Origin of the sequence: Pseudomonas sp. CCNWLW23 (assembly GCF_037095675.1) — a bacterium.
In the GTDB taxonomy this organism is placed as follows: domain Bacteria; phylum Pseudomonadota; class Gammaproteobacteria; order Pseudomonadales; family Pseudomonadaceae; genus Aquipseudomonas; species Aquipseudomonas atacamensis.
Map to the genome: position 1 here is coordinate 1 of NZ_JBAWKM010000036.1, position 25664 is coordinate 25664.

A 25664-nucleotide genomic window follows, 5' to 3' on the forward strand; every position below is an offset into this window, starting at 1 on the left:
TGCGCGGCGCTACGACGGTTTCAGTCTGGGCTGCTACGCGGTGTGGTCGGGGACGTTGCTGTTGCTGATTTATCTGCCGGGGCTGGCTGACGCCGTGATGCAGGCGCCGCCGCGTGCGCAGTGGGCGGTGCTGATGTTGGGGGTGTTTCCCAGCGCTCTGGCGTATCTGGCCTGGGGTTTCGTGCTCAAGCATGTGGACTTGAGTCGGGCGACGATGACCTTGTATCTGATACCGCCGACGGCCATGGGAATTGCGTCGTGGGGATTGGGGGAACGGCCGACGTTGATGGTGCTGATGGGAGCGGTGGTGGTGTTGATCAGTGTGTTGGCGTTGAATCTGGAGCGTGGGGTTGGCGTCGTTCGAGCAGTTGAGAACAAGGCTTGAATCTGCTGTGAAGCCGATGCCGTCTTCGCGAGCAGGCTCGCTCCCACAGTGGATCTGTGTCGTACATACATCCATTGTGGGAGCGAGCCTGCTCGCGAAGAGGCCGGCCCACTCAATGAATAATCGAGACCTCAGCGCATATCATCCGACAACGGTGTCGGCTCGTCCGCCGGCGGTACATCGTCGTCATCCGGCGGATCCTTCCAGTCATCCGGGCGGTCGGCATCGCTCAGTGGATCGCGCCCCGGGTCCATGCCCGGCGGTGCGTCGTGATCGCTCAGCGTCGGCTCGTCGGTGCCGGATACGGGGCGGGTCTGGTCGGTGGGCGCCATGCCACCGGGAACAAGCGAGTCATCAGCCATGCTGCACCTCACAATACTGGCCCGGATTATCCGGGGCGTATTGTTTGGAAGCGCGGGTGCTGAGGGCGTGCGGTAGATCAGACCAGCGGCATCAGCCTTGGGCGATAAAGCGATCACGACTGTTGGTCAGGTGCAGCCACATCGCGGCGCGGGCGGCATCGGCGTCCTGACGCTTGATCGCATTCAGAATCGCCTCGTGTTCCAGATTGGCCAAGTACCCGAGCTTGCTCAGATCCGCCGCGCCGCGCTCGGCGGCATTCAGGCGATTGCGCGGGATCATCGCACTGCCCAGGTGCTGCATGATCTCGCTGAAACAAGCGTTGCCGGTGGCCTCGGCGATCAGCAGATGAAAACGCCGATCGGCTTCCACGCAACTGTCGTTGTTCGCCAGCAGCCGTTGATAGTCATCCAGCGCCTGACGCATCTGCTGCACCTGCTGCTCACTGCGCCGCTGCGCCGCCAGCGCCGCCGCTTGCGTCTCCAGGCCCATGCGCAATTCGAGAATGCTGCGCACACCGAGCGCCGTATCGACGTTCAGGCGCAGGCCCTGCTCCGCGGCGCGCTCGATCACGAAAGTACCGATACCATGGCGCGTCTCGACCAGCCCCGAGGCCTGCAACTTGGAGATCGCCTCGCGCACCACCGTGCGGCTGACCCCGTGCTCCTGCACGATGGAGTTCTCCGACGGTAGCTTGTCACCGGGCGACAGTTGTCCGAGCAGGATGCTCTGGGTGAGCTTTTCCACCAGGTCATGAGCGAGGTTGTGCGTGCGTTTGCGCGCGGGCGCGTCGAGGTCTTCTTGCATGATCGGTTCCGGTGATCGGGGCTTGCCGATCGTAGCACTGCGGGATGACGGTTGAGATGGATTTTAGCGGTCGACGGGCCATCAACTTGTATGACAACACTCAATTACATCGAATATTTTCGATAGCCAGCCATCACGCATCACCATTCACATATCAAAAATGCGCTCCGCTCGACTGGCTCAACAATCAATAAATACGGGCTTAGATCCTGTTTTCGCATAAGAAACCGAACAATCAGAAGAATTTAATCGCCCCTCCCCACTTGTAGGACAAAAAACCACAGTTGTATGATGTCTATCAACAACGCAGCACTCAGTCCTACCCGCATAAAAATAATCAGTGGGAGAAAACATCAGTGAAAACCTCCGTCTCCGGGATGCAGGACAGCGTCGACCCGACGCTCGCCTCAGCCATCTCCAAAGTCAAACGCCACGTCCTGCCGCTCTTCGTGATCATGTTCATCGTCAATTACATTGACCGGGTGAACATCGGCTTCGTCCGCACCCACATGGAAACCGATCTGGGCATCGGTGCTGCCGCCTATGGCTTCGGCGCCGGGCTGTTCTTTATCGGTTACGCGCTGTTCGAAGTGCCGTCCAACATGCTTCTGCAAAAAGTAGGCGCGCGGATCTGGCTGACCCGCATCATGTTCACCTGGGGCATAGTCGCGGCCTGCATGGCCTTCATCCAGAACGAAACCCACTTCTATATTCTGCGTTTCCTGCTCGGTGTCGCCGAGGCCGGGTTCTTTCCCGGGGTGATTTATTACTTCACCCGTTGGCTGCCAGGCGTTGAGCGCGGCAAGGCGATCGCGATCTTCCTCAGCGGCTCGGCCGTGGCCTCGCTGATCTCCGGTCCGCTGTCCGGCCTGCTCCTGCAGATCAATGGGCTGGGCATGCACGGCTGGCAATGGATGTATTTCATCGAGGGGATGTTCTCGGTGTGCCTGTGCGTGTTTGTCTGGTTCTGGCTGGATGCCAAACCCCACGACGCGAAATGGCTGAGCCGCGCCGAACAGGATGCGTTGGTCAGCGCCATCGACGACGAGCAAAAGGCCCGCGAAGCCGCGACGCCGATCCGGCCGTCGCTGGGCAAACTGCTCAAGGACCGGCAGATCATTCTGTTCTGCCTGATCTACTTCTTCATTCAGCTGACCATTTACGCGGCGACTTTCTGGCTGCCGAGCATCATCAAGAAGATGGGCGAACTCAGCGACGTGCAGGTCGGCCTGTTCAACTCGATTCCATGGTTGCTGTCGATCGTCGGCATGTACGCCTTCGCCTCGCTGTCGGCGAAGTGGAAACATCAACAAGCTTGGGTCGCCACTGCCCTGTTGATCGCGGCAGCGGGGATGTTCATGTCCACCACTGGCGGGCCGATCTTTGCCTTCGTCGCGATCTGCTTTGCGGCGCTGGGTTTCAAATCCGCCTCGTCGCTGTTCTGGCCGATTCCCCAGGCTTATCTGGATGCACGCATCGCGGCGGCAGTGATCGCGCTGATCAACTCGGTGGGCAACCTCGGCGGCTTCGTCGCACCGACCACTTTTGGCCTGCTTGAGCAACACACCGGCTCGATTCAGGGCGGCCTCTATGGTCTGGCCGCGACCTCGATCATCGCCGCAATCATCGTCCTCGCCGCTCGCACCACGCCCAAACCCGCTGCTGAAAAGGCTGTGGCCGACGCCGCGCCGAAACACGCCTGACTACGTCTCGACAAGGAAAACAACAATGACTGTTAATGACAGCGCCAAAGCTCCGATCATCACCGACATGCAGGTCATTCCGGTGGCCGGTCACGACGGCATGCTGCTCAACCTGAGCGGCGCCCACGGGCCGTTTTTCACCCGTAACATCGTCATCCTCAAGGACAACGCCGGCCACACCGGCGTCGGCGAAGTGCCCGGTGGCGAGCGCATTCGCCAGACCCTGGAAGATGCACGCAATCTGGTGGTCGGCAGCCCTATCGGCACCTACCAGAAGATCCTCAACCAGGTGCGCCAGACCTTCGCCGACCGCGATGCCGGCGGCCGCGGCCTGCAAACATTCGACCTGCGCATCACCATTCACGCGGTCACCGGCCTGGAGGCCGCCCTCCTCGACCTGCTCGGCCAGCATCTCGACGTGCCAGTGGCGGCGCTGCTCGGTGAAGGTCAGCAACGCGACGAAGTGAAGATGCTCGGTTATCTGTTCTACGTCGGCGATCAACACGAAACCGATCTGGCCTATCGCAGCGAACCGGACGCCGACAACGACTGGTTCCGTGTGCGCCACGAGAAAGCCATGACCGCCGAAGCAGTCGTGCGTCTGGCCGAGGCGGCGCACGCCAAGTACGGTTTCAAGGATTTCAAACTCAAGGGCGGCGTGCTCAGCGGCGATGCCGAAATCGAAGCGGTCACGGCACTGGCCGAGCGCTTCCCTGAAGCGCGAATCACCCTCGACCCGAACGGCGCCTGGTCGCTGAAAGAGGCGATCCGTCTGTGCCGCGATCAGCACCACGTACTCGCCTACGCCGAAGACCCGTGCGGTGCGGAAAACGGTTATTCCGGGCGCGAAGTCATGGCTGAATTCCGCCGCGCCACCGGGCTGAAAACCGCGACCAACATGATCGCCACCGACTGGCGCGAAATGGGCCACGCGATTCAGTTGCAGTCAGTGGACATCCCGCTGGCCGACCCGCACTTCTGGACCATGCAGGGTTCGGTACGCGTCGCGCAGATGTGCTACGAGTGGGGCCTGACCTGGGGCTCGCATTCCAACAACCACTTCGATATTTCCCTGGCCATGTTCACCCACGTCGCCGCCGCCGCACCCGGGGAGATTACCGCCATCGACACCCACTGGATCTGGCAGGACGGTCAGCGCCTGACCAAGGCACCGCTGCAGATTGTCGATGGTCTCGTGCAGGTGCCGAAAAAACCCGGGCTGGGTGTGGAGCTGGACATGGATCAAGTGGCCAAGGCCCACGAACTGTACAAAGGCATGGGCCTCGGCGCGCGGGATGACAGCGTGGCGATGCAGTTCCTGATTCCGGGGTGGAAATTCGATAACAAGCGGCCGTGTCTGGTGCGGTAATCCAGCAGGCGCCGCTGATTTCAATTGTGGGAGCGAGCCTGCTCGCGAAGGCGTCAGGTCAGTCGATAGTGCTGTCGCTGATACACCGCTTTCGCGAGCAGGCTCGCTCCCACAAGGGGGTTTTGTGTCAGGCAGAAACTTGCAGCAACCAGGTTTTGAACGCTTTCATCGCCACCGTTTCCGCTCGCGACTGCAACCGTGTCAGCCAGTAACTGCCGGTGGTGATCTCGATCGCAAACGGCTGGCAAATCGCATCAGCCGCCAGTTGCCGGGCGAACATCAGCGGCGGCGCCAACGCCACGCCGCCGCCCTGCAATGCGGCTTCCATCATTGCCAGCGACGAATCGAACACGATGCTTTGCGGTGGCGCGGCCTGCGTCGCCAGGCCCGCTGCGTGAAACCACTCCGGCCATTCATCGGTGCGATAGGAGCGCAGCAAGGTCTGCTGCAACAGGTCCGCCGGCGAGTGCAGTTGCCGGGCAATCTCCGGCACGCACAATACCGACAACGGCGCATCGAGCAAGCGTGTCGCCTCGATGCCATGCCAGGCGCCAGCACCGAAACGAATGGCGTAATCCAGTCCTTCCGCCGCCACATCCACCCGGTTGTTATTGGTCGACAGACGTAAATCTATAAGCGGATGTTTCCCCCGAAAGTCCGCCAGCCTCGGCAACAGCCAACCCACAGCAAAAGTGCCCACCGCGCCGACCGTCAACATGTCGCGATACTGCCCACCGGCCAGACGTTCGAGCATCTGCGCAATATGATCGAATGATGTGCTGAGTACCGGCAGCAAGGTTTCGCCTTCACTGGTCAGCATCAGCCCACGGGGCAGGCGTTTGAACAGGGTCAGGCTGAGTTGCGCTTCCAGGCTTTTGACCTGATGGCTCACCGCCGCTTGTGTCACGCACAACTCGACGGCAGCACGGGTAAAACTCAAGTGACGTGCCGAGGCTTCAAATGCGCGCAGAGCGTTGAGCGGCAGTTGCGGTCGAATCATGCGTTGCCCCAAATTTTTCTAATGGCCCATGCGAGTTTTCATCATTTGTCGAGGGCCGGCGAAGTGCCTAAATTGGCCGCGCTGATCGGCCGTCCGATGAAAAATCACCCGCAGTGTAGCGGGATACACCAATCGACACTCATGGAGAGTGATTCAATCATGTGTTCCTTAAAACCGAGCAAGGTCTTTTCCTACAGCGCTTTCGCACTGTTCTTCGGCAGCGTTGCCTGTCATGCCGCAACGCCGACGGATGCGCAATTGCAGGCACTGGTCAGCCAAGCCGTCACCCCGGTGATGCAGCAAAACAACATCCCGGGGCTGACCGTAGCGATCACCCTGAATGGCCAGGCGCATTACTTTAACTACGGGGTCGCCGCTAAAGACACCGCACAAAAGGTCAGCGAAAACACCCTCTTCGAAGTCGGCTCGGTGAGTAAAACCTTCACCGCCACCCTCGCCGGTTACGCCCAGGCCACAGGCAAACTCGACCTGTCGAGCAAGGCCAGCCAACTCTGGCCGGAGCTCAAGGGCAGCGCCTTCGACAACATCAGCGTGCTGCAACTGGGCACCTACAGTGCTGGCGGACTGCCGCTGCAATTTCCCGCTGAGGCGGATTCTTCCGACAGGATGCTCGGCTATTACCAACAATGGAAACCGCAGTTTCCCGCCGGCAGCCATCGCCTGTATTCCAACCCGAGCCTGGGCCTGTTCGGCTACCTGACGGCGAAAAGCCTCGGCCAGCCGTTCGACCAGGCAATGACGCAAACCCTGCTGCCGAAACTCGGCCTTCAGCACACCTTCCTCAGCGTACCGCCAGCGCAGTCGAAGCTTTACGCCCAAGGCTACGACAGCGCCGACCAACCGGTACGCGTCAGCCCCGGCGCCCTCGACGCCGAAGCCTACGGCATCAAAACCAGCGCCGCCGACCTGCTGCGTTACGTCCAGGCACAGCTGAAACCGGCCAGCCTTGCGCCTGATCTGCACCAAGCCATCGCCAACACTCACATCGGTTATTACCGCGTCGGCGACATGACCCAGGGCCTGGGCTGGGAGCGCTACGTCTACCCGATCAGCCTGGAAAAACTGCAAAACGGCAACTCGACCCCCATGGCCATGGAACCGCACAAAGTCGAATGGCTGACTCCACCGCAAGCTGAACCGGCCAATGTGCTATTCAATAAGACCGGTTCTACACGGGGCTTTGGCGCGTATGTGGCGTTCGTGCCGTCGCGGGACATAGGCATTGTGATTCTGGCCAACAAGAACTACCCGAATGCCGAACGGGTGAAGATTGCGCATGAGATTTTCAGTCAGTTGACCGAATAAAGATCAAAAGATCGCAGCCTGCGGCAGCTCCATTGACCGAGTGAAAACCCGATCCTGTAGGAGCCGCCGCAGGCTGCGATCTTTTTCGTTTCAGCGCTTAAAGCTGCGCCTGCAAGCGCCAGCCAATGACATCCATCAAGTCACAGCTATCGCGCAAAGGAATCGCCAGCACCCGGGCGAAATCCTGCAACAGCAATGCATCTTGTCCCTTGCCCTCGTCCAGCGAAAGGCTCTCCATCAACTGCGTCACACAGCGCAAGCGGTAAGCCGCGGTGCCGTGCAACACGTCAATGGGGGCTTCGCTGTCGATCAGCACACAGGGAATTTTGCAGTCAATCCCGGTGATCGGTATGTAGCGCACCATGGTAGAACCTCCCTGTTCAATGTTGAGTCGCCGTTGCGGGTGAATCGAGATTGTCCAGCGCGCGGTTGACCAGCAGTTCTCCGACTATTGCCAATTGCTGGATCGACAACGTCAGGCTGCGCTGCGCACCGCTCAACTCGCAGGCCAGATCTGTGGTCAGTACGTTCAGTGAGGCAAGGGTTTCGCAGGCATGGCTCAGCAGTGTCGCCGTGTCGATGTCGGGGAGAATGGTGAAAACGTGGCTGATGGGATCGGGTTGGCCGGGGTGGCGCAGACGCGGATTATTGGAGTCGAAGGAGCTTGAATCCATGGGGGATTCGGGGGGATTTGGAGTGTGTTTTTTCATGTGTTGATTACCGTTGTGGATTGTAGGAAACACTACCTGTCTCACTTCCACATGAGGGTGGCAGCTGTACGCAGGTGTGGAAGACCAGGCCAATCCACCAATACCCGGCGCACTCGAGAGTGCTCCTGCGCACAGCCGCCAAAACGCGGCGATGTTGACATAAAACCCGTCGACATGCGCTTTTGAGACATTGATGGATGTAACCAAACAACCGGACTTCCACATCCGACCACTGTGTTTTTCAGCGGCCAAAAGAGGTTATCCCTCTGCGTCACAACGCACCAGTTCACCACGACCGCCGCGTCTTGCAGGAAAAATCCACTCGATTTGAAGGGTGTTGGCGTCAGACGTTTCGGCAGGCATATGCTGCAATGAATTTCGATCAGCAGATGACTTGTGGGAGCGAGCCTGCTCGCGAATGCGCTCGATCAGTCACCTTTCAGCGCCTGAAAAACCGCTATCGCGAGCAGGCTCGCTCCCACATTTGAACTGTGTACTTCACAAAAAAATGTGGGAGCTGGTTTGCCAGCCCCCACAGGGATTTTGCTTCATTCAGTCAACGCGCAATCAATCATCCGGCATCTGCGGCGGTTTGCTCGGTTTCGCCGGTTTGCTGCCCTTCGCGCCTTTGGCCGGTTCCGGCTCGGTGGCGGCAGGCGTTTGTGCGGCGGCGGCCGCAGCGGCGGCTTCTTTTTCGGCCATGGGCATGGCGTCGATGGTTTCGAAGATTTTCGCCAGGCTCAATGCCTTGGCTTCATCACCCGAGGCGGAGAGCTTGGTTTCGCCGTCCTTGCCCACCAGGAACACTTTTGGATAAGCGCCGGCACCGAGCTTCAGCGAACGCAGCAGGGCCATGGTGTCCTGCTGGCCCATGTCCTTGCCGTCGAGCTGTCCGGACATGCTGAGGATGGTGTAGACCTTGATGTTGCGGTCGGTGACGCCCTTTTTGTTGGCCGGATCTTCCAGCGACTTCTTCAGGCTCAGCCACACCGGGTCGACAGTGCTTTGCGCAATCACGATCAGCGGGCGGGCGCGGCCCACGTCCCCGGCCAGGGGTGAATCGCTGTCGGCGGCGAACAGGGGGCCAGCGATTGCCAGCAAGAGGGTCAGGGTCAGGGACCTGATGAGCATGCGCATCTCCTTTTGATATCCACGCACTACTGATTGCGCATCGTGGCGGTTGTTCCGGCGGTGTCTGGCAAAAAGGCATTGCCCTGTCAGAAGCTTAGGTCAGGGAGCGCTTTGCGCAACATGACGCAAGCGATCATCGGCACATCCCTACGGCCGCTGCATTGGAAGTGTTTTCTCCAGGCTGAATCAGAACGCCAACTTGTAACCAATCAACACCAGCATCGTCGCCAGGCACGGGCGCAGGACTTCGTCGGAGATGCGTCCGGTCAGGTGGCTGCCGAGCCAGATGCCGGGCAGCGAGCCCATCAGCAGGAAGCCCAGCACGCCCCAATCCATGTTGCCCATGCTTGCGTGGCCGAGGCCGGCGACGAGGGTCAGGGGTACGGCGTGGGCGATTTCGGTGCCGACCAGGCGGCGGGTTGGCAGTAGCGGGTAGAGGATGAACAAGGCAACGGTGCCGAGTGCGCCGGCGCCGATCGAGGTCAGGGCGACCATGGTGCCGAGGATCAGACCGGTGATCACCGTCATGATATTCAGGCGCGAACCGCTCGGGTTGTAGTTGCCACCCGCGCGTTTGTGGGCGAATTCGAGCAAGCGTTTCTTGAAGAAGATTGCCAAGGCGGTGGCGAAGAGGACGAAGCCGAGCGCCTGCTTGATAATGGCGTTCATCGCGTCCGGCGCGGTGTGCAGGGTGCTGAGGAACCACAGGGTCATGGCCACGGCTGGCACGCTGCCGAGGGTCAGCCAGCCGGTGATCGCCCAGTCGATGTTCTTGTTCTTCTTGTGAACGAGGACGCCGCTGGATTTGGTGATCGCAGCGTAAAGCAGGTCCGTACCCACCGCCGTCGCCGGGTTGATGCCGAACCACAGCAGAATCGGCGTCATCAACGAACCACCGCCGACACCGGTCATGCCGACGATAAACCCCACCACCAGCCCGGCAATCACCAGGCCGAAATTTGCCAATTCCATTCAAACGTCCAGAAAACGACAGGAAAATCTGGCCCGCAGCATAGCGATTTTTCTTATAACCACATATATCGATGCGGTCTATCGTTATGCCATATCGAATTCACCGCAGATCCCTGTGGGAGCGAGCCTGCTCGCGAAGGGGGTGTCAGCCGACCGATGAGTTGAATGACACAACGCATTCGCGAGCAGGCTCGCTCCCACAGTGGATCTTTGGGCCACAGCAAACCTGCAAGGCTCACTGCACCGGCAGGAAATTCAAGAACAGCAGACTCTGCGCGTAATTCAGGCCGATCCTGCGATAGCGCTCATCGAGCATCTGCGTGAGCAGATCCAGGCGCGCGACGATTTTGCTGAATTCGGTGGCGAAGCTGAGATTGCTGCCCTCCTCCGAGATTTCGTTGGAGAACAGCAACGGCTGACCTTCCTTGTTTTGTCGTTGCGACAAAATCCACATGGCTTTTTCGATGTTGCGCGCGGCGTTGTGCACGAACGTCGGGTTGATCGCGTCGGTCATGTAGAACTCGGTGCGATTGCCGTGGGCGGTAACCAGCATGCTGCCGATCGCATAGATGAAGGCGCCGACGCGGTCGCCGAGGAATTCCGGACTCATCGCATAGCTCAGCGCCGCCAGGTCCTTGCGCCCGCCCAGCACGGGCAACGGCTGCTGTTGCTCGACAGCGAGACGCACCTGTTTCACGGCGGCGTTGACGGTGAGGAAACCGGATTTGCGCAGTTCTTCCGGGTTGCGCAGGTAAAGCTTGCCCATCAATCGATAGAGACTGTCGAGGTTATCGCGCATCGCCAGGGTGGCCATGCGGTCGACGCTGGTCTGCAAAAACTCCTGCGGCTGCCCTTCTCGTATCTGATTGAAAAATCCATTGCCGTTCTGGTGGCTGCAGCCGCTTAGCAACAGCGACAACAGGCAGGCCAGGAGCAGGCACGGGCGGCGGTGAGCGGCGGTGATCAGGGCAAAAACACTCGGCATGAAGTCTCGGACAGGCACATTCCTGTGCGGCGGGAGTCACCGCATCCTGGCCATGCATAGAGCCGCCGATTGCGAAAAAGTGCAGTGCCTTGGCGGTGAGCCGACCTTCGGCGCTTTTCGCCACATCAATTAGTCGGACTTTATATTTGCCAACAGCGGTAAATCCGCTATAAATCTTCTGCGAAATATTCAATAGCCTGACTAATTGCGTTTTCTCAAAACAACAACAAAAAGGAAGGTCAACCATGCTTCAATCCCGTCACCTGCTCTCCGGCCTCGGACTGTCCCTGATGATCGCTACCCTTTCCGCCAACGCGGCGGGCCTGACCGCTGAACACAAAGCCTTCGGCAAAACCAATGACGGCACGCCTGTCGAACAGTACATCCTGCGCAACAGCCACGGCATGCAAGCCACCGTGATTACCTACGGCGCGACCCTGCAAGCGCTGAAAGTCGCTGACAAACACGGCAAGTTCGACGACGTCGTCTTGGGTTTTGACGATGTGCAGGGCTATCAGAAAGGCACCGCGTACTTCGGCGCGACCATCGGCCGCTTCGGCAACCGCCTGGCCGAAGGTGCTTTCGAACTCGATGGCAAGCGTTATCAAGTGCCGCAGAACGACAAATCCAACGCCCTGCACGGCGGCCCCGAAGGTTTCGACAAGAAAGTCTGGAAGGCCAGGGAAACCAAGGACAAGGATTCGGTGGGCGTAACCCTGACCTACCTGTCGGCCGACGGCGAGATGGGTTTCCCGGGCAATCTGACCACCGAAGTCACCTATCGCCTGACCGACAACAACGAGCTGCGCATCGACTACAAGGCCAGCACCGACAAGCCGACCGTGCTCAACCTGACCAACCACAGCTACTTCAACCTGGCCGGCGCCGGCAATGGCGACATTCTCAAGCAAGTCGCCATGATCAACTCCAGCCGTTACACGCCGGTCACCGCGAAACTGATCCCGACCGGGGAGCTGGCGCCTGTGGCCGGTACGCCGATGGACTTCAGCAAACCGACGGCGATCGGCACGCACATCAAGGCTGATCATCCGCAGCTGAAATTCGCCGAGCCGAAACAGGGCGGCTTCGATTTCAACTGGGCACTGGACACCAAGGGCGATGTCAGCAAGCTCGCCACCGAAGTCAGCGACCCGCAATCCGGGCGTGTGCTGCAACTGTTCACCAGCGAGCCGGGCGTGCAGTTCTACACCAGCAACTTCCTCGACGGCACGGTCAAGGGCAAGGGCGGCAAGGTCTATCCACACTGGGGCGCATTCACCCTCGAGACCCAGCACTACCCGGATTCGCCGAACCAGCCGGATTTCCCAAGCACGCGGCTTGATCCGGGGCAGACCTATGCCCACAGCGTGATACTGAAGTTCTCCGCCAAGTAACCTGCCATGCTCCCCTGTGGCGAGGGGATTCATCCCCGTTGGGATGCGAAGCAGCCCCGATCCTGCAACACGCGTTGTATCAGACAGCGTTCTATTGCAGGTTTTTGGGGCTGCTTCGCAGCCCAGCGGGGATAAATCCCCTCGCCACAAATCCCCGCCACAAGATCTCCTGACCACAATTGATCCGGTTTCATCCTTGACTCCCCCTTCCTTCCGGGAACCCTTGCTCTATCCTGCTGCCCACTAAAGATATCGACTCTTTAAGGCAGGAGGTTTGAATGCATACCCTTGAGTTGGCCGGCGTGCAGGTTCCCGTGATTGGTCAGGGCACTTGGCGCATGGGCGAGGATCGTTCGGCGCACAGCCGTGAAGTGGCGGCGCTGCGCACCGGCATCGAGCTGGGCATGAGCCTGATCGACACTGCCGAGATGTACGCCGAGGGCGGTGCCGAAACGGTGGTCGGCGAAGCCATTGCCGGTCTGCGCGATCAAGTCTTTCTGGTCAGCAAGGTCTACCCGCACAACGCCAGCCGCCAGGGCATCCCGCAAGCCTGCGAGCGCAGTTTGCGTCGGCTCGGCACCGACTACATCGATCTGTATCTGCTGCACTGGCGCGGTCAGTATCCGCTGGAGGAAACCGTCGAAGCCTTCGAGCGTCTGCGCGAGGACGGCAAGATCGGCCGTTGGGGCGTGTCGAATTTCGATGTCGACGACCTCGAAGAACTCTCCAGCTCGGCCTGCGCTACCAATCAGGTGTTGTACAACCTTGAGGAGCGCGGCATCGAATTCGATTTGCTGCCGTGGTGCCAGCATCAGCGCCTGCCGTTGATGGCGTACTGTCCGATCGGCCAGGGCGGCGCGATGCTCGCCGAGCCGGTTCTGCAAGACATTGCCAGTCGTTACAACGCCACCCCGGCGCAGATTTCACTGGCGTGGCTCCTGCGCCAGGACGGCGTGATTGCGATTCCCAAAGCTGTGCGCCCCGAGCATGTGCAACTCAATGCCGAGGCGGCCCGGTTGCAACTGGACGCCGGGGATCTGGCGGCGCTGGACAAGGTGTTCCCGGCGCCTCAACGCAAGCAGCGGCTGGCCATGGTCTGAGCTGCCGACTGCGAGGGCTTCGCCATGAGAAGCACAGATCTGCACGACCCGTACAACCTGCAACGTTTTGTCCAGGCACAGGATCCGGTGTTCGAACGGGTCCAGCGTGAACTCGAGACAGGCCGCAAGCGCAGCCACTGGATGTGGTTCGTCTTTCCGCAGTTCGCCGGATTGGGCGGCAGCGAAATGGCCCGCCGCTTCGCCATCGGTTCAGCCGAGGAAGCCCAGGCCTATCTCGCCCACGAGCTGCTCGGGGCGCGGCTGCGCACCTGCACGCAACTGGTGCTGAATGTGCCGCAGCGCTCGATTGCAGAAATGTTTGGCCACCCCGATGACCTGAAATTTCATTCTTCGATGACCCTGTTCGCCCAGTTCAGCGTTGAGGAAAGTCTGTTCCATCAGGCGCTGGAGCGGTACTTCCACGGCATTCTCGATGAATGGACGCTGCAACTGCTCGACTCAAAACAGGCCCAGTTGCCCACCGATCAGGGTTGAGAAGTCGTCGTCGACAAACGGCAGAATCGCATCCGCCACCGGTTGCAGCTGTCGCGTGATGTAGTGGTCGTAGTCGATGGCGGCGCGGCGTACCTCCAGCGGCTCCGGGCCGGCCAGGGTGATGACGTAGCTGATCCAGCCGCCGTTCTGATACTGCCGGGGCCGCCCCTGCTCGGCGTTGTAGTCGTCGGCCAGCCGCGCCGCGCGTACGTGCGGCGGCACGTTGCGTTCATAATCGTCGAGAGTGCGGCGCAGACGTTTGCGGTAGATCAGCCGATCGTCGAACTCGCCGGCGAGGGTCTTACGCACGTAATCGCGCACATAATCCTGATACGGCTTGCGCTGGAAGATCCGCTTATACAGTTCTTGCTGAAACTGCCGGGCCAGCAGCGACCAGTCGGTGCGCACGGTTTCCAGGCCTTTGTAGACCATTTCCTCGCTGCCATCGGCGCGGGTGACGAGTCCGGCGTAGCGCTTCTTGCTGCCCTCCTCGGCGCCGCGAATGGTCGGCATCAGAAAGCGCTTGTAGTGAATCTCGAACTGCAATTCCAGCGCGCTTTCCAGTCCGTATTCCTCACGCACATGCGTGCGCCACCAATCGTTGACGTGTTTGACCAGCGCATGGCCGATCTGCGCTGCTTCATCTTGACCGTGCAGACTGCGCAGCCAGACGAAGGTTGAATCGGTGTCGCCGTAAATGACGGCGTGGCCCTGTTCTTCGATCAACTGGCGAGTGCGCAACATGATTTCGTGGCCGCGCAAGGTGATCGACGAGGCCAGCCGGGTATCGAAAAAACGGCAACCGCTGGAGCCGAGCACGCCGTAGAAGGCGTTCATGATGATCTTCAGCGCTTGGGACAGCGGCGCGTTGTGCTCGCGTTTGGCGGTCTCGCGCCCTTCGGCCACCCGCGCCACGATGGACGGCAGGCAATGGCGGGTGCGCGAGAAGCGTGCGCCACGAAAACCCGCTACCGAGTCAGCGTCGTCCGGGTGTTGCAGGCCCTCGATCAAGCCCACCGGGTCGATCAGAAAGGTGCGAATGATCGACGGGTAGAGGCTTTTGTAATCGAGGACCAACACCGATTCGTAAAGCCCCGGGCGTGAATCCATGACAAACCCGCCGGGGCTGGCCTGGGGTGGATTGGTGCCCAGATTGGGCGCAACGAAGCCCTGGCGGTGCATCAACGGCATGTACAAATGGGTGAACGCGGCAACCGAACCGCCGCTGCGGTCGGCCGGCAGTCCGGTAACGCTGGCGCGTTCGAGCAAAAACGTCAGCAGTTCGGTCTTGGCGAAAATCCGCGTGACCAGCTCGCAGTCCTTGAGGTTGTATTTGGCCAGCGCCGGTTTGTCTTCGGCGAACATGCGATTGATCTCGTCCATGCGCTGGTACGGATTGTTGATCGCCTTGCCTTCGCCGAGCAGCGTCTGCGCGACGTTTTCCAGGCTGAACGAGGGAAAACTCCAGGTCGCCGAACGCAACGACTCGATGCCATCGATGATCAGCCGCCCCGCTGCCGAGGCGAAGTAGTGATTGCGGCTGCCGTGCTCGCGCCACTGCATTTCTTCGCCGCCACGACCGATCTTCAGCGGCACGCCGAGACGCCGTGCGTGTTCATGAAGGATGCGCAAATCGAACTGCACGACGTTCCAGCCAATGATCGCGTCGGGGTCGTGGCGGGCGAACCAGTCGTTGAGCTTCTTCAGAATGAGCGTGCGCGAATCGCAGTACTCGAGGTCGAAATCGACAATGCTCGCGTCGCCGTTCGGCGCGCCGAGCATGTACACCTGGCGCTCGCCACAGCCTTCCAGCGCGATGGAATACAGCTCGCCGTTTTCGGTGGTCTCGATGTCCAGTGAGACCAAGCGCAGCTTCGGCCGGTAATCGGGGTCGGGTTTCAGTTGGGCGTTGATCAGTACGCCGTCAGCATCCGGGGTGCCGCCAAACAGCACCGGCGCGGTGATGAAGCGCTCCATCAGATAGCGTTCCGGCGGGCGGACGTCGGCTTCAAAGACGTCGACGCCGGCGCGGTTGAGCGCGGTTTCGAGGCGCATCAACTGGCCGTGCTGCTGGCAATACAGACCGAGCACCGGACGATGCTGAAAATCCAGCAGCGCCAACGGTCGCAGCTCTACATTCTTTTCATCGTGCAGCAGACGCTCGGCTGCTTCTCGCTGTGCGGCGGGAATAAATGCGACCGACGGCTGATGCGCCAGACGCACACGGCGCGGCCCGGCGTCCGTCGCCAGCCAGAACTCGACTTCGGTGCCGGCCGGCGTATCGCGCCAATGCCGGGTCAGGACGAAGCCCTGCTGTAAATCCACCACTGCGACCTCAACGTTTCAATCAGAACGCCATTCTACGCAGGATCTGTGGCGAGGGGATTTATCCCCGCTGGCCGCGAAGCGGCCCCGCTTTTAATGAAAAGGCCTGCTGCGCAGGCCAACGGGGATGAATCCCCTCGCCACAGATGCTTCATTTACCGATACAAAGATGTTTTTTCCGGCAAATGGCGTTTTTTGCACGCTAACTGCCGCTTTGCCACCTTGCTCTGCGCGGCTGCGTCTACGATGCTTGATGAACAACGACAACACCTGAGTAACCGCCATGAAGACCGTCGCCCAACTGCTCAAGCTCAAAGATCAGAAAAATCAGGAAGTGCACCAGATCAAACCCGATCACATGGTGCTCGAAGCGCTGATGAAGATGGCCGAGAAAAACGTCGGCGCCTTGCTGGTGGTCGAAGACGACAAAGTGGTCGGCATCATCAGCGAGCGTGACTATGCACGCAAACTGGTGCTGCACGGACGCTCTTCGGTCGGTACGCCAGTGCGCGACATCATGGTCAAGGACGTGATCACCGTGGATACCCGACAAACCGTCGACACCTGCCTGGGCATCATGTCGGACAAACGCCTGCGCCACTTGCCGGTGGTCGAGGACGGCCAGTTGATCGGCCTGTTGTCGATCGGCGACCTGGTGAAAGAGGCGATTGCCGAACAGGCCGAGCTGATCAAACAGCTGGAGCAGTACATTCGCGGCGAATGAGCCCACCGCCGTGACCCCTTGTGAGAGCGAGCCTGCTCGCGAATGCGCCAGGTCAGTGATGATCGTTCCCACGCTCTGCGTGGGAATGCAGCCCGGGACGCTCCGCGTCCCTCTAAAGCCGAACGCGGAGCGTCCGTTGAGGCATTCCCACGCAGAGCGTGGAAACGATCGCGCCTGTCAGGCCGGCCAATGCCGCTCAAAGACCGGTGCCAGCACCGGGTGCCGGTCGATCCTTTGCAGCCACGCATAAAAGCCCGGGCGGGTCCGGCGCAGGTGTTCGCGGCTGCCGGCCCAGCGGCTTACCACGGCCGCCAGCACATCCAGCGCGCCGGGCGTTTCGTCATCCAGATACAGCTCCCCGGAAAACTGATCGGCAAACACCTCCCAACTGAAGTGCAGGCGCTGGCGCGTGCCGGCGATCAGGTTTTGCCGTGCGCTCTCGTCGGGCGTGCTCAGCCAGCGCTCGGGGTAATCGATGATGCCAACCGCTGCGTAGCAATTGCTGACGATATAGGCGAGGCCGCGAATCGCCTGATCACGATCGGCTGCCTTGCTCGGCAGCAGGCCGGATTTGGGAAACGTCAGGCCCAGGTGAATCAGGATCGCCGCGCTTTCAGTCATGGCGCTGCCGTCCGGCAGTTGCAGGGTCGGTATCTGTTTCAGCGGATTGAGTTTGCCCAGCGCCTCGTCGGCCTCGGCGCTGGCTTCGGTATCAATGAAGCGATAGGCGATCTGGCACAACTCCAGTGCCGCCTCGATGGCAGCCGCGCCGGAATTCTTGTGCCCGTAGAGCTGGTACATGTCCGTTCCCCCGATAAGGCCTTTGCACAGGGTAGATGGCTGGCTGGCCTGACGTAGAAAATTCTGCAAATGTGTCGTGATTGGCACGTTTTTCCCATGCACTGCCGACTTGCGAAATCAACCTTCGCCAATCAGCGCTGGCGGTGCCCATCCCGCACCAAGAGCATTCATCGAACGCTATCCGCGTTCTTGTAAGGTGCGACAGCGAACCAAAAGTTCGCCTGTCCGAGCTGGCAATAAGGAGTTCACCTGTGAATCTTCAAATGCTCCGCCGTACGACATACCCGACTCACTCGCAAATCCAGCCCCAAGTTCAGCCGAGCCTATTCAGCCTGGCGCGTTTCTCCTTTATTACCTGAAACCCAATGCACACTTTGCGTGCCTGGCGATCAAGCGATCGCCGGGCGCCAAGTGTTATTTATTTTTTAAATACGGCAATTAATAAAAGGCACAACAACAGGATTGTCGAACAATGACTTTCCGTCATTGAAGTTGCACCAAAAGCGCACGCCCGAATGTGATGCAGTTAACCAATATTCCAGAATCAAAATAAGGAACATGTCCTGTGAACCGCTGAATGACTGACCTGCACCAAATCGATTCGCTACGCACCGATAGGTGCTAAGCCTGATCACCGAGCAGCCGCTCTATCCCGCCGATTGGCGTGATACAGCGTTCCCTCTGACTCGCTCTGGAAAAAGCCCTTCTGCGAGGACTTTAGGACCACTTCGCGCCGAATAAACAGTGGGCGAACTTGAAACTTATATAAATGCGACACCAGCAACACCGAAGGATATGAGTTCAACCCGTTTCAGCAACATCTGGCACACCTGTTGCAAACTGTAACAAACCTGAGACAGCTCACGTCTCCACACAACAACAAGCCACGGAATGGATAATGAACAATCGATATAGACGCTACTAAGCCACTAAGTTTGTCCGAGGCCGTTTAAACAGATAGTCCAACTATCGGCCCGCGTACACCTTGAAGAAAGTTACACCTACTCACTCGAACATCAGCCAGATGTTCGGACGGCACCTTATTGCCCTTCATCTGACCCGAGGGAGCTTTAATGAACGATGCGGTAAAGCACAAAACCCTGCCGGGGCCGTTGCAGCAAGCGCCGGTCCCGCCAGCAACGGGCAGGCCGGCGTTTACAGCCAATACGTCACGACCCGGCGGGTTGAACAAACCACAGATGCTCTTGCTGATCGCCGTGTCGGCGCTGATACACGGCGGCGCGTGGTGGTTCTTCCATCAGGCGCGGCCGGAGCCACTGCCGACGCCGCCGGAAATCCCGGAAATGACCGTCGAGCTGACCAGCCCGACGCCTCCGGCCCCGCCAACACCGGAACCACCACCGCCGCCCCCGCCGCCACCGCCGCCGGAACCCGAGCAGCCGGTGGAAGACGAGGACGCGGTCAAGCCGCCGCCCAAACCGGTGGAGAAGCCCAAGCCAATCGAAAAACCAAAACCGGTCGAGAAACCCAAACCGGTGAAGAAAGTCGAGCCACCGAAAGCGCCGCCGGCCCCGGCGCAACCTGCCGCACCTGCCGCACCTGCGGCGCCGACAACACCAAGCGCACCACCGGCACCCCCTGCTGCGCCCGCTCCGGTCAAGGAGTCGGCGGCGATTTCCGGCCTGGCCAGCCTTGGCAACCCGCCGCCGGAATATCCGTCGCTGGCGCTGCGCCGCAACTGGGAAGGCAGCGTGGTGCTGCGCATTCAGGTGCTGGCCAACGGCCGTGCCGGCAGCGTGACGGTGACCAAGTCCAGCGGCAAACCGCAACTGGATGAGGCGGCCGTCGCGGCGGTGAAGAACTGGAAGTTCATTCCGGCCAAGCGCGGCGACACGCCGATCGACGGCTTCGCCACCCAGACCATCGATTTCAAATTGCCGCAATGACGGCGCAACCGACTCATTACTGATTAACGCAAGCGAGGTGTAGCCATGAACGATTCACTGTCTTCGATGATTGTCCCCGGTGTGCTCTGGGGCCTGGTGCTGTTTTCCGTGGTCAGTTGGGCGATCCTGCTGGTCAAGTCGGCCCAGTACCTGCGCCAGAAAGCGCAGAACAAACAGTTCACCAAAGCCTTCTGGAGCGCGCCGGACCTGCTCACCGCCGCCGAACACGCCAGCCAGTATCCAGGCTCGCTGGCGCGCATCGCCAGCAGCGGTTTCGAAGCCCTGCTGGTGGAAGAGTCGCCGCGCACCACGCAGCAACTGGCGCACACCATCAACCGTTCCGATCGCCTGGAACGCAACCTGCGCCAGCAGATCCAGAAAGAACGCCGCTCGCTGGAAAACGGCCAGGCGATTCTCGCCAGTATCGGCAGCACCGCGCCGTTCATTGGCCTGTTCGGCACCGTGTGGGGAATCATGGAAGCCCTGCAAAGCATTGGCGAAACCGGCTCGGCCAGCCTTGAAGCGGTCGCCGGGCCTATCGGCCACGCGCTGATCGCCACCGGCGTGGGCATCGCCGTCGCGGTGCCGGCAGTGCTGATCTACAACTTCTTCCTGCGTCGGCTGAAACTCGCCTCGGCGGACATGGACGACTTCGCCCACGACTTCGACGCCCTCGCCTCGCGCAGTGCGTTTTCCATCAGCCGCCAGGCCATTGCCAGCAAAAGCACCAACGCCGTGCGGGAGGCCAGCTGATGTCCTTCTCCACTCAAGACAGCGATGAAGTGCTCAGCGAAATGAACGTCACGCCGCTGGTCGACGTGATGCTCGTGCTGCTGGTGGTGTTCATTGTCACCGCGCCGCTGATGACCAACGCGATCAAGGTCAACCTGCCGAAAACCGACGCCGTCGCCCCTGCCGAAAAGAAAGACCCGGTGGTGGTCAGCGTCGATCAGGACGGCAAGTTCTATCTGGCCAAGACCGAACTGGCCCCGGAATCCCTCGAGGCCAGCCTCAAGGAGGTCAAGGCCAAAGACGCCGAAGTGCGTGTGCAATTGCAGGCCGATGCCGCCGTCAATTACGGCCAGGTGGCCAAGGCGATGGCATCGATCGAACGCTCCGGCATCAGCAAGATTTCGGTGATGACCACCCACTGACTGCGGTGCCGGGCGGCTGTTGAAAGCATCCGCCCGGCACCGCTGATAAAAGAAATCCCGTCGCACCCGGCCGACCGAAACAACGCTACGCGTCTTCGGAGGGGATCGGCTTGCTTGAAGAAAGTGGTTTTCCGCGCGCGGTATCACCGGAAGCGGAGCAATGAGCGGCTCACAAGGCCAATTCGATAACGTCTGAAAATCGGAAACAACCATGCTGATGAACACTCCACGCTTCACGCTCAAACCTTTGGTGGCAACGATGTCTCGCCACCGTTTCGTTCCGCTGTATCTGGTGGCCATGGGGATGGGCGCCGGGACCGTGCAAGCGGCCGAGGACGACAGCAGCGCGACGCCGGCAGCTGCTGTCGTGGCAGCGCCGACCACGCAACTGCAACGGGTCGAGGTGACCGGTTCGGCGATTCGCCGGGTCGATGCGGAAACGGCGGTGCCGATCACCATTCTCAAGGCTGAAGAGCTGCGCAAACAGGGCGTGACCACCACCGCCGAACTGGTGCAGCGCATCACCGGCAGCCAGTCGATCAACAACAGCGCCGGCTCCGTCGGCGCGGCAACGGGCGGTGCGTCGTTTGCCGACATGCGCGGCATCGGCGCGAACAAGACGCTGGTGCTGCTCAACGGTCGACGCCTGGCCAACAACGCCCTGTCGGGGACCAACTCGGCCGGCGGCGCGGTGGACCTGAACATGATCCCGTTCGCCGCCATCGAACGCGTGGAAGTGCTGCGCGACGGCGCCTCGGCCCTGTACGGCACCGACGCCATCGGCGGTGTGATCAACTTCATCACCAAGAAATCCCTTACCGACGGCGCGTTGACCCTCGGTGGCGAAACGCCGACCCACAGCGGTGGCGGCGCGACCAAGGACATGAGCGCCAGTTGGGGCTACGGCGATCTGGAAGAAGACCGCTTCAACGTCCTCGGCGTGTTCAACTACAACAAGCAGCAGAACCTCGACGCCAACGACCGCTCCTTCGCCACCGACTACGCGCCCGGTCGCGGTCTCGATCAGACCTCCGGCACCGCGTTTCCCGGCAACTACAGCCAGAACGGCAACGCCACCAACCCGTTGGCCAACAGCAACTGCAACGGCCCCAACCTGATCGCCCGCGACGGCTTGTGCCGCTTCAGCACCCGTGAATTCATCGACCTGGTGCCACAGACCGAGAAGACCTCGTTCTTCGGCAAGACCACTGCCAAGCTCGGCGATGATCACAACGCCAACCTCGAATATTTCTGGTCGCGCAACAACAACGCCGTCGCCGTCGGCCCGGCGCCACTGACTGGTCTGAGCCTGGATTCTTCCTCGCCCTACTACCCCGGCAACGGCATCACCCCGGCGCCGACCGATTTCGCCCTCGACCCGACGCAGCCAGTCGACGTCAACTGGCGCGAGACTGCCGCCGGCCCGCGTGAATCGAAAGACCAGAACACCAGCCAGCGCTTTCTGCTGAGCTTCGATGGTCTGGTTGGCGGCTGGGATTACAACGTCGGCGCCTCGTACAACCAGAACAAAATCGTCTCCAGCGTCACCAGTGGTTATGTCAGCGACCAGGCGATGATTGACGGGCTGGCCAGCGGTCTGCTCAACCCGTTCGGCCCGCAGACCGCTGCCGGCCAGCAGTACATCGATGCCGCCGCGTACCACGGCGCCTACTCCACAGCCGTGGGCCGCGTCGCCGGTTTCGATGGCCGCGTCAGCCGTGAAATCGGCGACTGGTTCGGCGCAGGTCCGTCCGGTCTGGCGCTGGGCGGCGAGTACCGCAAGGAGAAATTCCATCAGGATTTCGAGTCGTTCGCCGGCGACATCCAGAGCCTCGGCATCGACCCGGCCGGCAGCGTCGAGGGCGACCGCAGCGTCAAGGCCGCCTATGCCGAACTCAACGTGCCGGTGCTCGACAGCCTTGAATTGTCCGCCGCTGTGCGCCACGACAAATACAGCGACTTCGGCAGCACCACCAACCCGAAATACTCGTTCCGTTATCAGCCGTTGAAAGAGCTGGTAGTGCGCGGCGCCTACAGCGAAGGTTTCCGCGCGCCGTCGCTGTATGAACTGTATTCGCCGCGCAGCATCACCTTCACCCAGGGTTTCTACAACGATCCCGTGCTGTGTACCGGCGGCGTGGTGCAACCGGGCGGTAACGGCGGGCGTGATTGCGGTCAGCAATTCCTCAACCAGATTGGCGGCAACGAGGATCTGGCCCCGGAGAAGGCGCGCAACGTGACGTTGGGCTTCGTCTACCAACCGATCAGCAATCTGTCGGTGGGTCTGGATTTCTGGTGGATTCACATCTCCAACCAGATCCAGCCGTTCCCGGAATCCACCGTGTTCGATCAGGCCGGCTCCTATCCGGATCGCTTCGTGCGCAACGCCGACGGCACGCTCAACTACATCGTTACCGGCAACGCCAACCTCGGCATCGTCGAGACCAACGGTGTCGACGTATCGCTCGACTATCGCTTCCCGAACACGCCGTACGGTCAGTTTGGTCTCGGCCTGCAAGGCACCTATGTCGACGAGTACGACTTCCAGAGCACCATCAAAGGCCCGTTCACCGACAAGGTCGGCGATTTTCAGGGTGACGGCGTGATCGCGCGCTGGAAGCACAACCTCACCGGTAGCTGGACCTTCGGCGCGGCACGGGCGGCGCTGACCAACCGCTTCACCACCGGTTACAACGATTACGACCGCGAGACGCACGCGCGGGTGGCCTCGTATTCGGTGTGGGATCTGTCGGCCGGTTACACCTTCAACAAAGTGCTCGATGTTGATGCCGGGATGAAGAACGTGTTCGATCGCAACCCGCCCTTCTCCAACCAGGCCTACAACTTCCAGAGCGGCTATGACCCGCGCTACACCGACCCGCTGGGCCGGACATTGTTTGCGCGCATGACTTACCACTTCTAACCCCAAATAAAACGCATCCCTCTGTGGGAGCGAGCCTTTGTGGTGAGGGGATTTATCCCCGATGGGGTGCGAAGCGCCCCCAAGACCTGCCAACGCGGAGCATCAGAAGTACCGCATGCATTGATCTTGCGACTGCTGCGCAGCCGATCGGGGATAAATCCCCTCGCCACAAGGGCTCGCTCCCACCGGGGGTCCGGGTTCCTTCAGGGATTTCAAGGGTGACTTCATGAGTTTTTTGCGCAACATGGCTGGCCTGCTACTCGGCAGTGCGCTGCTGTGCACTGGCACTTCGGCGCTGGCCGGCGGCAGTTATGCGCTGACGGTGTATGGCGAGGCGCCGAAGTATCCGGCCGGCTTCAAGCATTTCGATTTTGTTAACCCCGACGCGCCCAAGGGCGGTTCGCTCAGCCGTGCGTCGATGGAGATCGGTCAGTACAACTACATCACGCCGTATGCCGATCAGGGCATTTCCGTGGTGCAGGTCAATGACTGGGTTTACGCGCCGCTGGCGTTCCGTTCGCTGGATGAGCCCTACACCGTTTACGCTCTGGTTGCGCAGCAGATCGAGCGCGATCCGGAGGGTTTGTGGGTGCGCTTCACCCTCAACCCCAAGGCACGCTTTGCCGACGGCACGCCGATCACCGCCGAAGACGTGCGCTACACCTTCAACCTGCTGATGACCAAGGGCAGCCTGAGTTACCGCCAGCAATACGCCGACGTGCAGGACGTGCTGGTCGAAGGTCCACGGCAGGTCCGTTTCACCTTCAAGAACAACCTCAATCGCACCCTTGCACTGGATCTGGCGACGCTGCGCGTGCTGCCCGAGCACTGGTGGAAAACCCGCGACTTCGCCAACGGCGGCGGCTTCGAGCCACCGCTGGGCAGCGGCCCGTACCGGGTGAGCAAGGTCGACGCCGGGCGCAGCATCAGTTTCCAGCGTGACCCGGACTGGTGGGGCAAGGACCTGCCGGTCAGTCGCGGCATGTGAAACTTCGACAGCCTGACGGTGAATTTCTACGGCGACACCGACGTCGCTCGCCAACTGTTGCAGGCCGGCGCGTTCGACTACAACCGCGAGTTCTCCTCGTCCGGTTATGTGGTCGGCTATGACAGCCCGGCATTGCGCGACGGTCGTTTGCAGCAGTCGATCCTCGCGCCGGACAAACCCACCGCCGCCCAAGGTTTTGTGTTCAACCTGCAAAACCCGATCTTCCACGACCGCCGAGTGCGCGAGGCGATCAGCCTGCTCTGGGATTTCGAGTGGACCAACAAACAGATGATGCGTGGCTTCTACGTGCGTCAGAACAGCTTCTGGCCCAAGAGTGAAATGGCCGCCAGCGCCCTGCCCGATGCCGAGGAATTGAAGATCCTCGAACCGTTGCGCGGCAAGGTCCCTGACGAGGTGTTCACCACGGTCTATGAAGCGCCGAAAACCGATGGCAGCGGCTACATCCGCGACAAGCAATTGCAAGCGCTGAAGCTGCTCGGCGAAGCCGGTTGGACGGCGAAAAACAATCGTCTGGTCAACGCCGCCGGCGAGCCGCTGGAATTCACCTTTCTCGATGGTCAGGGCGGCTTCGATCGCATGCTGCTGCCGTTCAAACGCACCCTCGCGCAGATCGGCATCACACTCAATCTGCGCCGCATCGATTCGGCGCAATACATCAACCGTCTCAACGCCCGCGATTACGACATGATCGTCTGCGCTTTCCCGCGCAGTGGCGATCCGATCGTCTCCCCGGGCCGCGAGCTGTACAGCCTGTACGGCTCGCAAAGTGCCACGCAAGTCGGCAGCTCGAACGCGATGGTGCTGGCCGATCCGGCAATCGATCAACTGATTGACGGGCTGGTCCAGGCCAACAGCCGCGAAGCCATGGTGCATTACGCCCGCGCCCTCGACCGGGTGCTGCAATGGGGTTACTACATGATTCCCAACTACTACTCCAAAGGCACGCCGACGGTGTATCAGAACCGCTTCGGCATGCCCGCCGTGCAACCTTCGTATGACGAAGGTCTCAACACCTGGTGGGAAGTCTCGGCCAGGCCGCTGACGACTCAGCAGATGAGCGCTCAGCTTGCGGGAGGCCAGTGAC

22 protein-coding genes and 1 pseudogene are annotated in these 25664 nt (G+C 60.6%); 13 read left to right on the top strand and 10 right to left on the bottom strand.

Annotation, left to right across the window (positions count from 1 at the left end; all coding sequences use genetic code 11):
• A partial coding sequence (locus tag V8J63_RS26865; protein WP_336464914.1) for a DMT family transporter occupies window positions 1-385 on the top strand: 385 nt, incomplete at its 5' end.
• Window positions 386-516: 131 nt separating this feature from the next.
• Here the strand turns inward: V8J63_RS26865 and V8J63_RS26870 are convergent.
• Both V8J63_RS26870 and V8J63_RS26875 read right to left on the bottom strand, forming a co-directional pair.
• Window positions 517-747, bottom strand: a complete 231-nt coding sequence (locus V8J63_RS26870; protein ID WP_024013477.1) for a hypothetical protein — start codon at window positions 745-747, stop codon at window positions 517-519.
• Window positions 748-838: 91 nt separating this feature from the next.
• Window positions 839-1552, bottom strand: coding sequence for a FadR/GntR family transcriptional regulator (locus tag V8J63_RS26875; protein WP_130889165.1), 714 nt, complete (start codon window positions 1550-1552; stop codon window positions 839-841).
• A gap of 356 nt (window positions 1553-1908) precedes the next feature.
• Here V8J63_RS26875 and V8J63_RS26880 point away from each other — a divergent pair, with 356 nt between their 5' ends.
• Both V8J63_RS26880 and gudD read left to right on the top strand, forming a co-directional pair.
• A complete protein-coding gene (locus V8J63_RS26880) occupies window positions 1909-3255 on the top strand; it encodes an MFS transporter (RefSeq protein WP_336464915.1) in 1347 nt (448 codons plus the stop codon).
• Window positions 3256-3280: 25 nt separating this feature from the next.
• Window positions 3281-4624, top strand: a complete 1344-nt coding sequence (gene gudD, locus V8J63_RS26885) for a glucarate dehydratase (RefSeq protein WP_130889163.1) — start codon at window positions 3281-3283, stop codon at window positions 4622-4624.
• A gap of 127 nt (window positions 4625-4751) precedes the next feature.
• On the opposite strand, the gene V8J63_RS26890 is transcribed toward gudD, so the two are convergent.
• Complete coding sequence (locus tag V8J63_RS26890; RefSeq protein ID WP_125927594.1) at window positions 4752-5624, bottom strand: LysR family transcriptional regulator; 873 nt, start codon at window positions 5622-5624, stop codon at window positions 4752-4754.
• 159 nt (window positions 5625-5783) lie between these two features.
• Between V8J63_RS26890 and ampC the strand changes: the two genes are divergently transcribed.
• The gene (gene ampC / locus V8J63_RS26895) at window positions 5784-6950 is read left to right on the top strand and encodes a class C beta-lactamase (RefSeq protein ID WP_336464916.1); all 1167 of its coding nucleotides are present in this window, start codon (window positions 5784-5786) and stop codon (window positions 6948-6950) included.
• A 97-nt stretch (window positions 6951-7047) separates the two neighbouring features.
• Here the strand turns inward: ampC and V8J63_RS26900 are convergent, their stop codons facing one another.
• The 5 genes from V8J63_RS26900 to V8J63_RS26920 form a co-directional block, all read right to left on the bottom strand.
• Window positions 7048-7314, bottom strand: coding sequence for a hypothetical protein (locus tag V8J63_RS26900; protein WP_125927592.1), 267 nt, complete (start codon window positions 7312-7314; stop codon window positions 7048-7050).
• A 16-nt stretch (window positions 7315-7330) separates the two neighbouring features.
• Entirely contained in the window at window positions 7331-7660 is a 330-nt protein-coding gene (locus tag V8J63_RS26905; protein ID WP_336464923.1) for a DUF6124 family protein, read from the bottom strand.
• A gap of 567 nt (window positions 7661-8227) precedes the next feature.
• The gene (locus V8J63_RS26910) at window positions 8228-8791 is read right to left on the bottom strand and encodes a DUF4174 domain-containing protein (protein WP_016775365.1); all 564 of its coding nucleotides are present in this window, start codon (window positions 8789-8791) and stop codon (window positions 8228-8230) included.
• 186 nt (window positions 8792-8977) lie between these two features.
• Entirely contained in the window at window positions 8978-9763 is a 786-nt protein-coding gene (locus V8J63_RS26915; protein ID WP_125927590.1) for a sulfite exporter TauE/SafE family protein, read from the bottom strand.
• Between the two features lie 235 nt (window positions 9764-9998).
• On the bottom strand, window positions 9999-10748 hold the full coding sequence (locus tag V8J63_RS26920; RefSeq protein WP_016775367.1) for a hypothetical protein: 750 nt from the start codon (window positions 10746-10748) through the stop codon (window positions 9999-10001).
• Between the two features lie 245 nt (window positions 10749-10993).
• Between V8J63_RS26920 and V8J63_RS26925 the strand changes: the two genes are divergently transcribed.
• The 3 genes from V8J63_RS26925 to V8J63_RS26935 all read left to right on the top strand — a co-directional run bounded on the left by V8J63_RS26925 (window position 10994) and on the right by V8J63_RS26935 (window position 13737).
• On the top strand, window positions 10994-12142 hold the full coding sequence (locus V8J63_RS26925; RefSeq protein ID WP_130927649.1) for an aldose epimerase family protein: 1149 nt from the start codon (window positions 10994-10996) through the stop codon (window positions 12140-12142).
• 278 nt (window positions 12143-12420) lie between these two features.
• Complete coding sequence (locus V8J63_RS26930) at window positions 12421-13242, top strand: aldo/keto reductase (protein WP_336464917.1); 822 nt, start codon at window positions 12421-12423, stop codon at window positions 13240-13242.
• Between the two features lie 24 nt (window positions 13243-13266).
• A complete protein-coding gene (locus V8J63_RS26935; RefSeq protein ID WP_336464918.1) occupies window positions 13267-13737 on the top strand; it encodes a DUF1810 domain-containing protein in 471 nt (156 codons plus the stop codon).
• Here V8J63_RS26935 and V8J63_RS26940 read toward each other — a convergent pair.
• Window positions 13702-16062: a DNA polymerase II gene (locus V8J63_RS26940; protein ID WP_336464919.1), complete on the bottom strand. Its 2361-nt coding sequence runs from the start codon at window positions 16060-16062 to the stop codon at window positions 13702-13704. The genes V8J63_RS26935 and V8J63_RS26940 overlap by 36 nt on opposite strands.
• Window positions 16063-16345: 283 nt before the next feature.
• On the opposite strand from V8J63_RS26940, the gene V8J63_RS26945 reads away from it, so the two are divergent.
• Window positions 16346-16786: a CBS domain-containing protein gene (locus V8J63_RS26945; RefSeq protein WP_016775372.1), complete on the top strand. Its 441-nt coding sequence runs from the start codon at window positions 16346-16348 to the stop codon at window positions 16784-16786.
• A 177-nt stretch (window positions 16787-16963) separates the two neighbouring features.
• Here V8J63_RS26945 and V8J63_RS26950 read toward each other — a convergent pair whose 3' ends face one another.
• A complete protein-coding gene (locus tag V8J63_RS26950) occupies window positions 16964-17587 on the bottom strand; it encodes a glutathione S-transferase N-terminal domain-containing protein (protein ID WP_136493785.1) in 624 nt (207 codons plus the stop codon).
• Window positions 17588-18660: 1073 nt separating this feature from the next.
• On the opposite strand from V8J63_RS26950, the gene V8J63_RS26955 reads away from it, so the two are divergent.
• The 5 genes and pseudogenes from V8J63_RS26955 (at window position 18661) to V8J63_RS26975 (ending at window position 25663) form a co-directional block, all read left to right on the top strand.
• Window positions 18661-19494 (top strand): TonB family protein, encoded by an 834-nt coding sequence (locus tag V8J63_RS26955; RefSeq protein ID WP_336464920.1) that lies wholly within the window; start codon window positions 18661-18663, stop codon window positions 19492-19494.
• 45 nt (window positions 19495-19539) lie between these two features.
• Window positions 19540-20247, top strand: coding sequence for a MotA/TolQ/ExbB proton channel family protein (locus V8J63_RS26960; protein ID WP_122611220.1), 708 nt, complete (start codon window positions 19540-19542; stop codon window positions 20245-20247).
• The gene (locus V8J63_RS26965) at window positions 20247-20648 is read left to right on the top strand and encodes an ExbD/TolR family protein (protein ID WP_016775377.1); all 402 of its coding nucleotides are present in this window, start codon (window positions 20247-20249) and stop codon (window positions 20646-20648) included. Before V8J63_RS26960 ends, V8J63_RS26965 begins: the two co-directional genes overlap by 1 nt.
• A gap of 211 nt (window positions 20649-20859) precedes the next feature.
• A complete protein-coding gene (locus tag V8J63_RS26970; RefSeq protein ID WP_336464921.1) occupies window positions 20860-23571 on the top strand; it encodes a TonB-dependent receptor in 2712 nt (903 codons plus the stop codon).
• 226 nt (window positions 23572-23797) lie between these two features.
• Window positions 23798-25663: pseudogene (locus V8J63_RS26975) on the top strand (extracellular solute-binding protein).
• Window position 25664 lies beyond the last annotated feature (1 nt).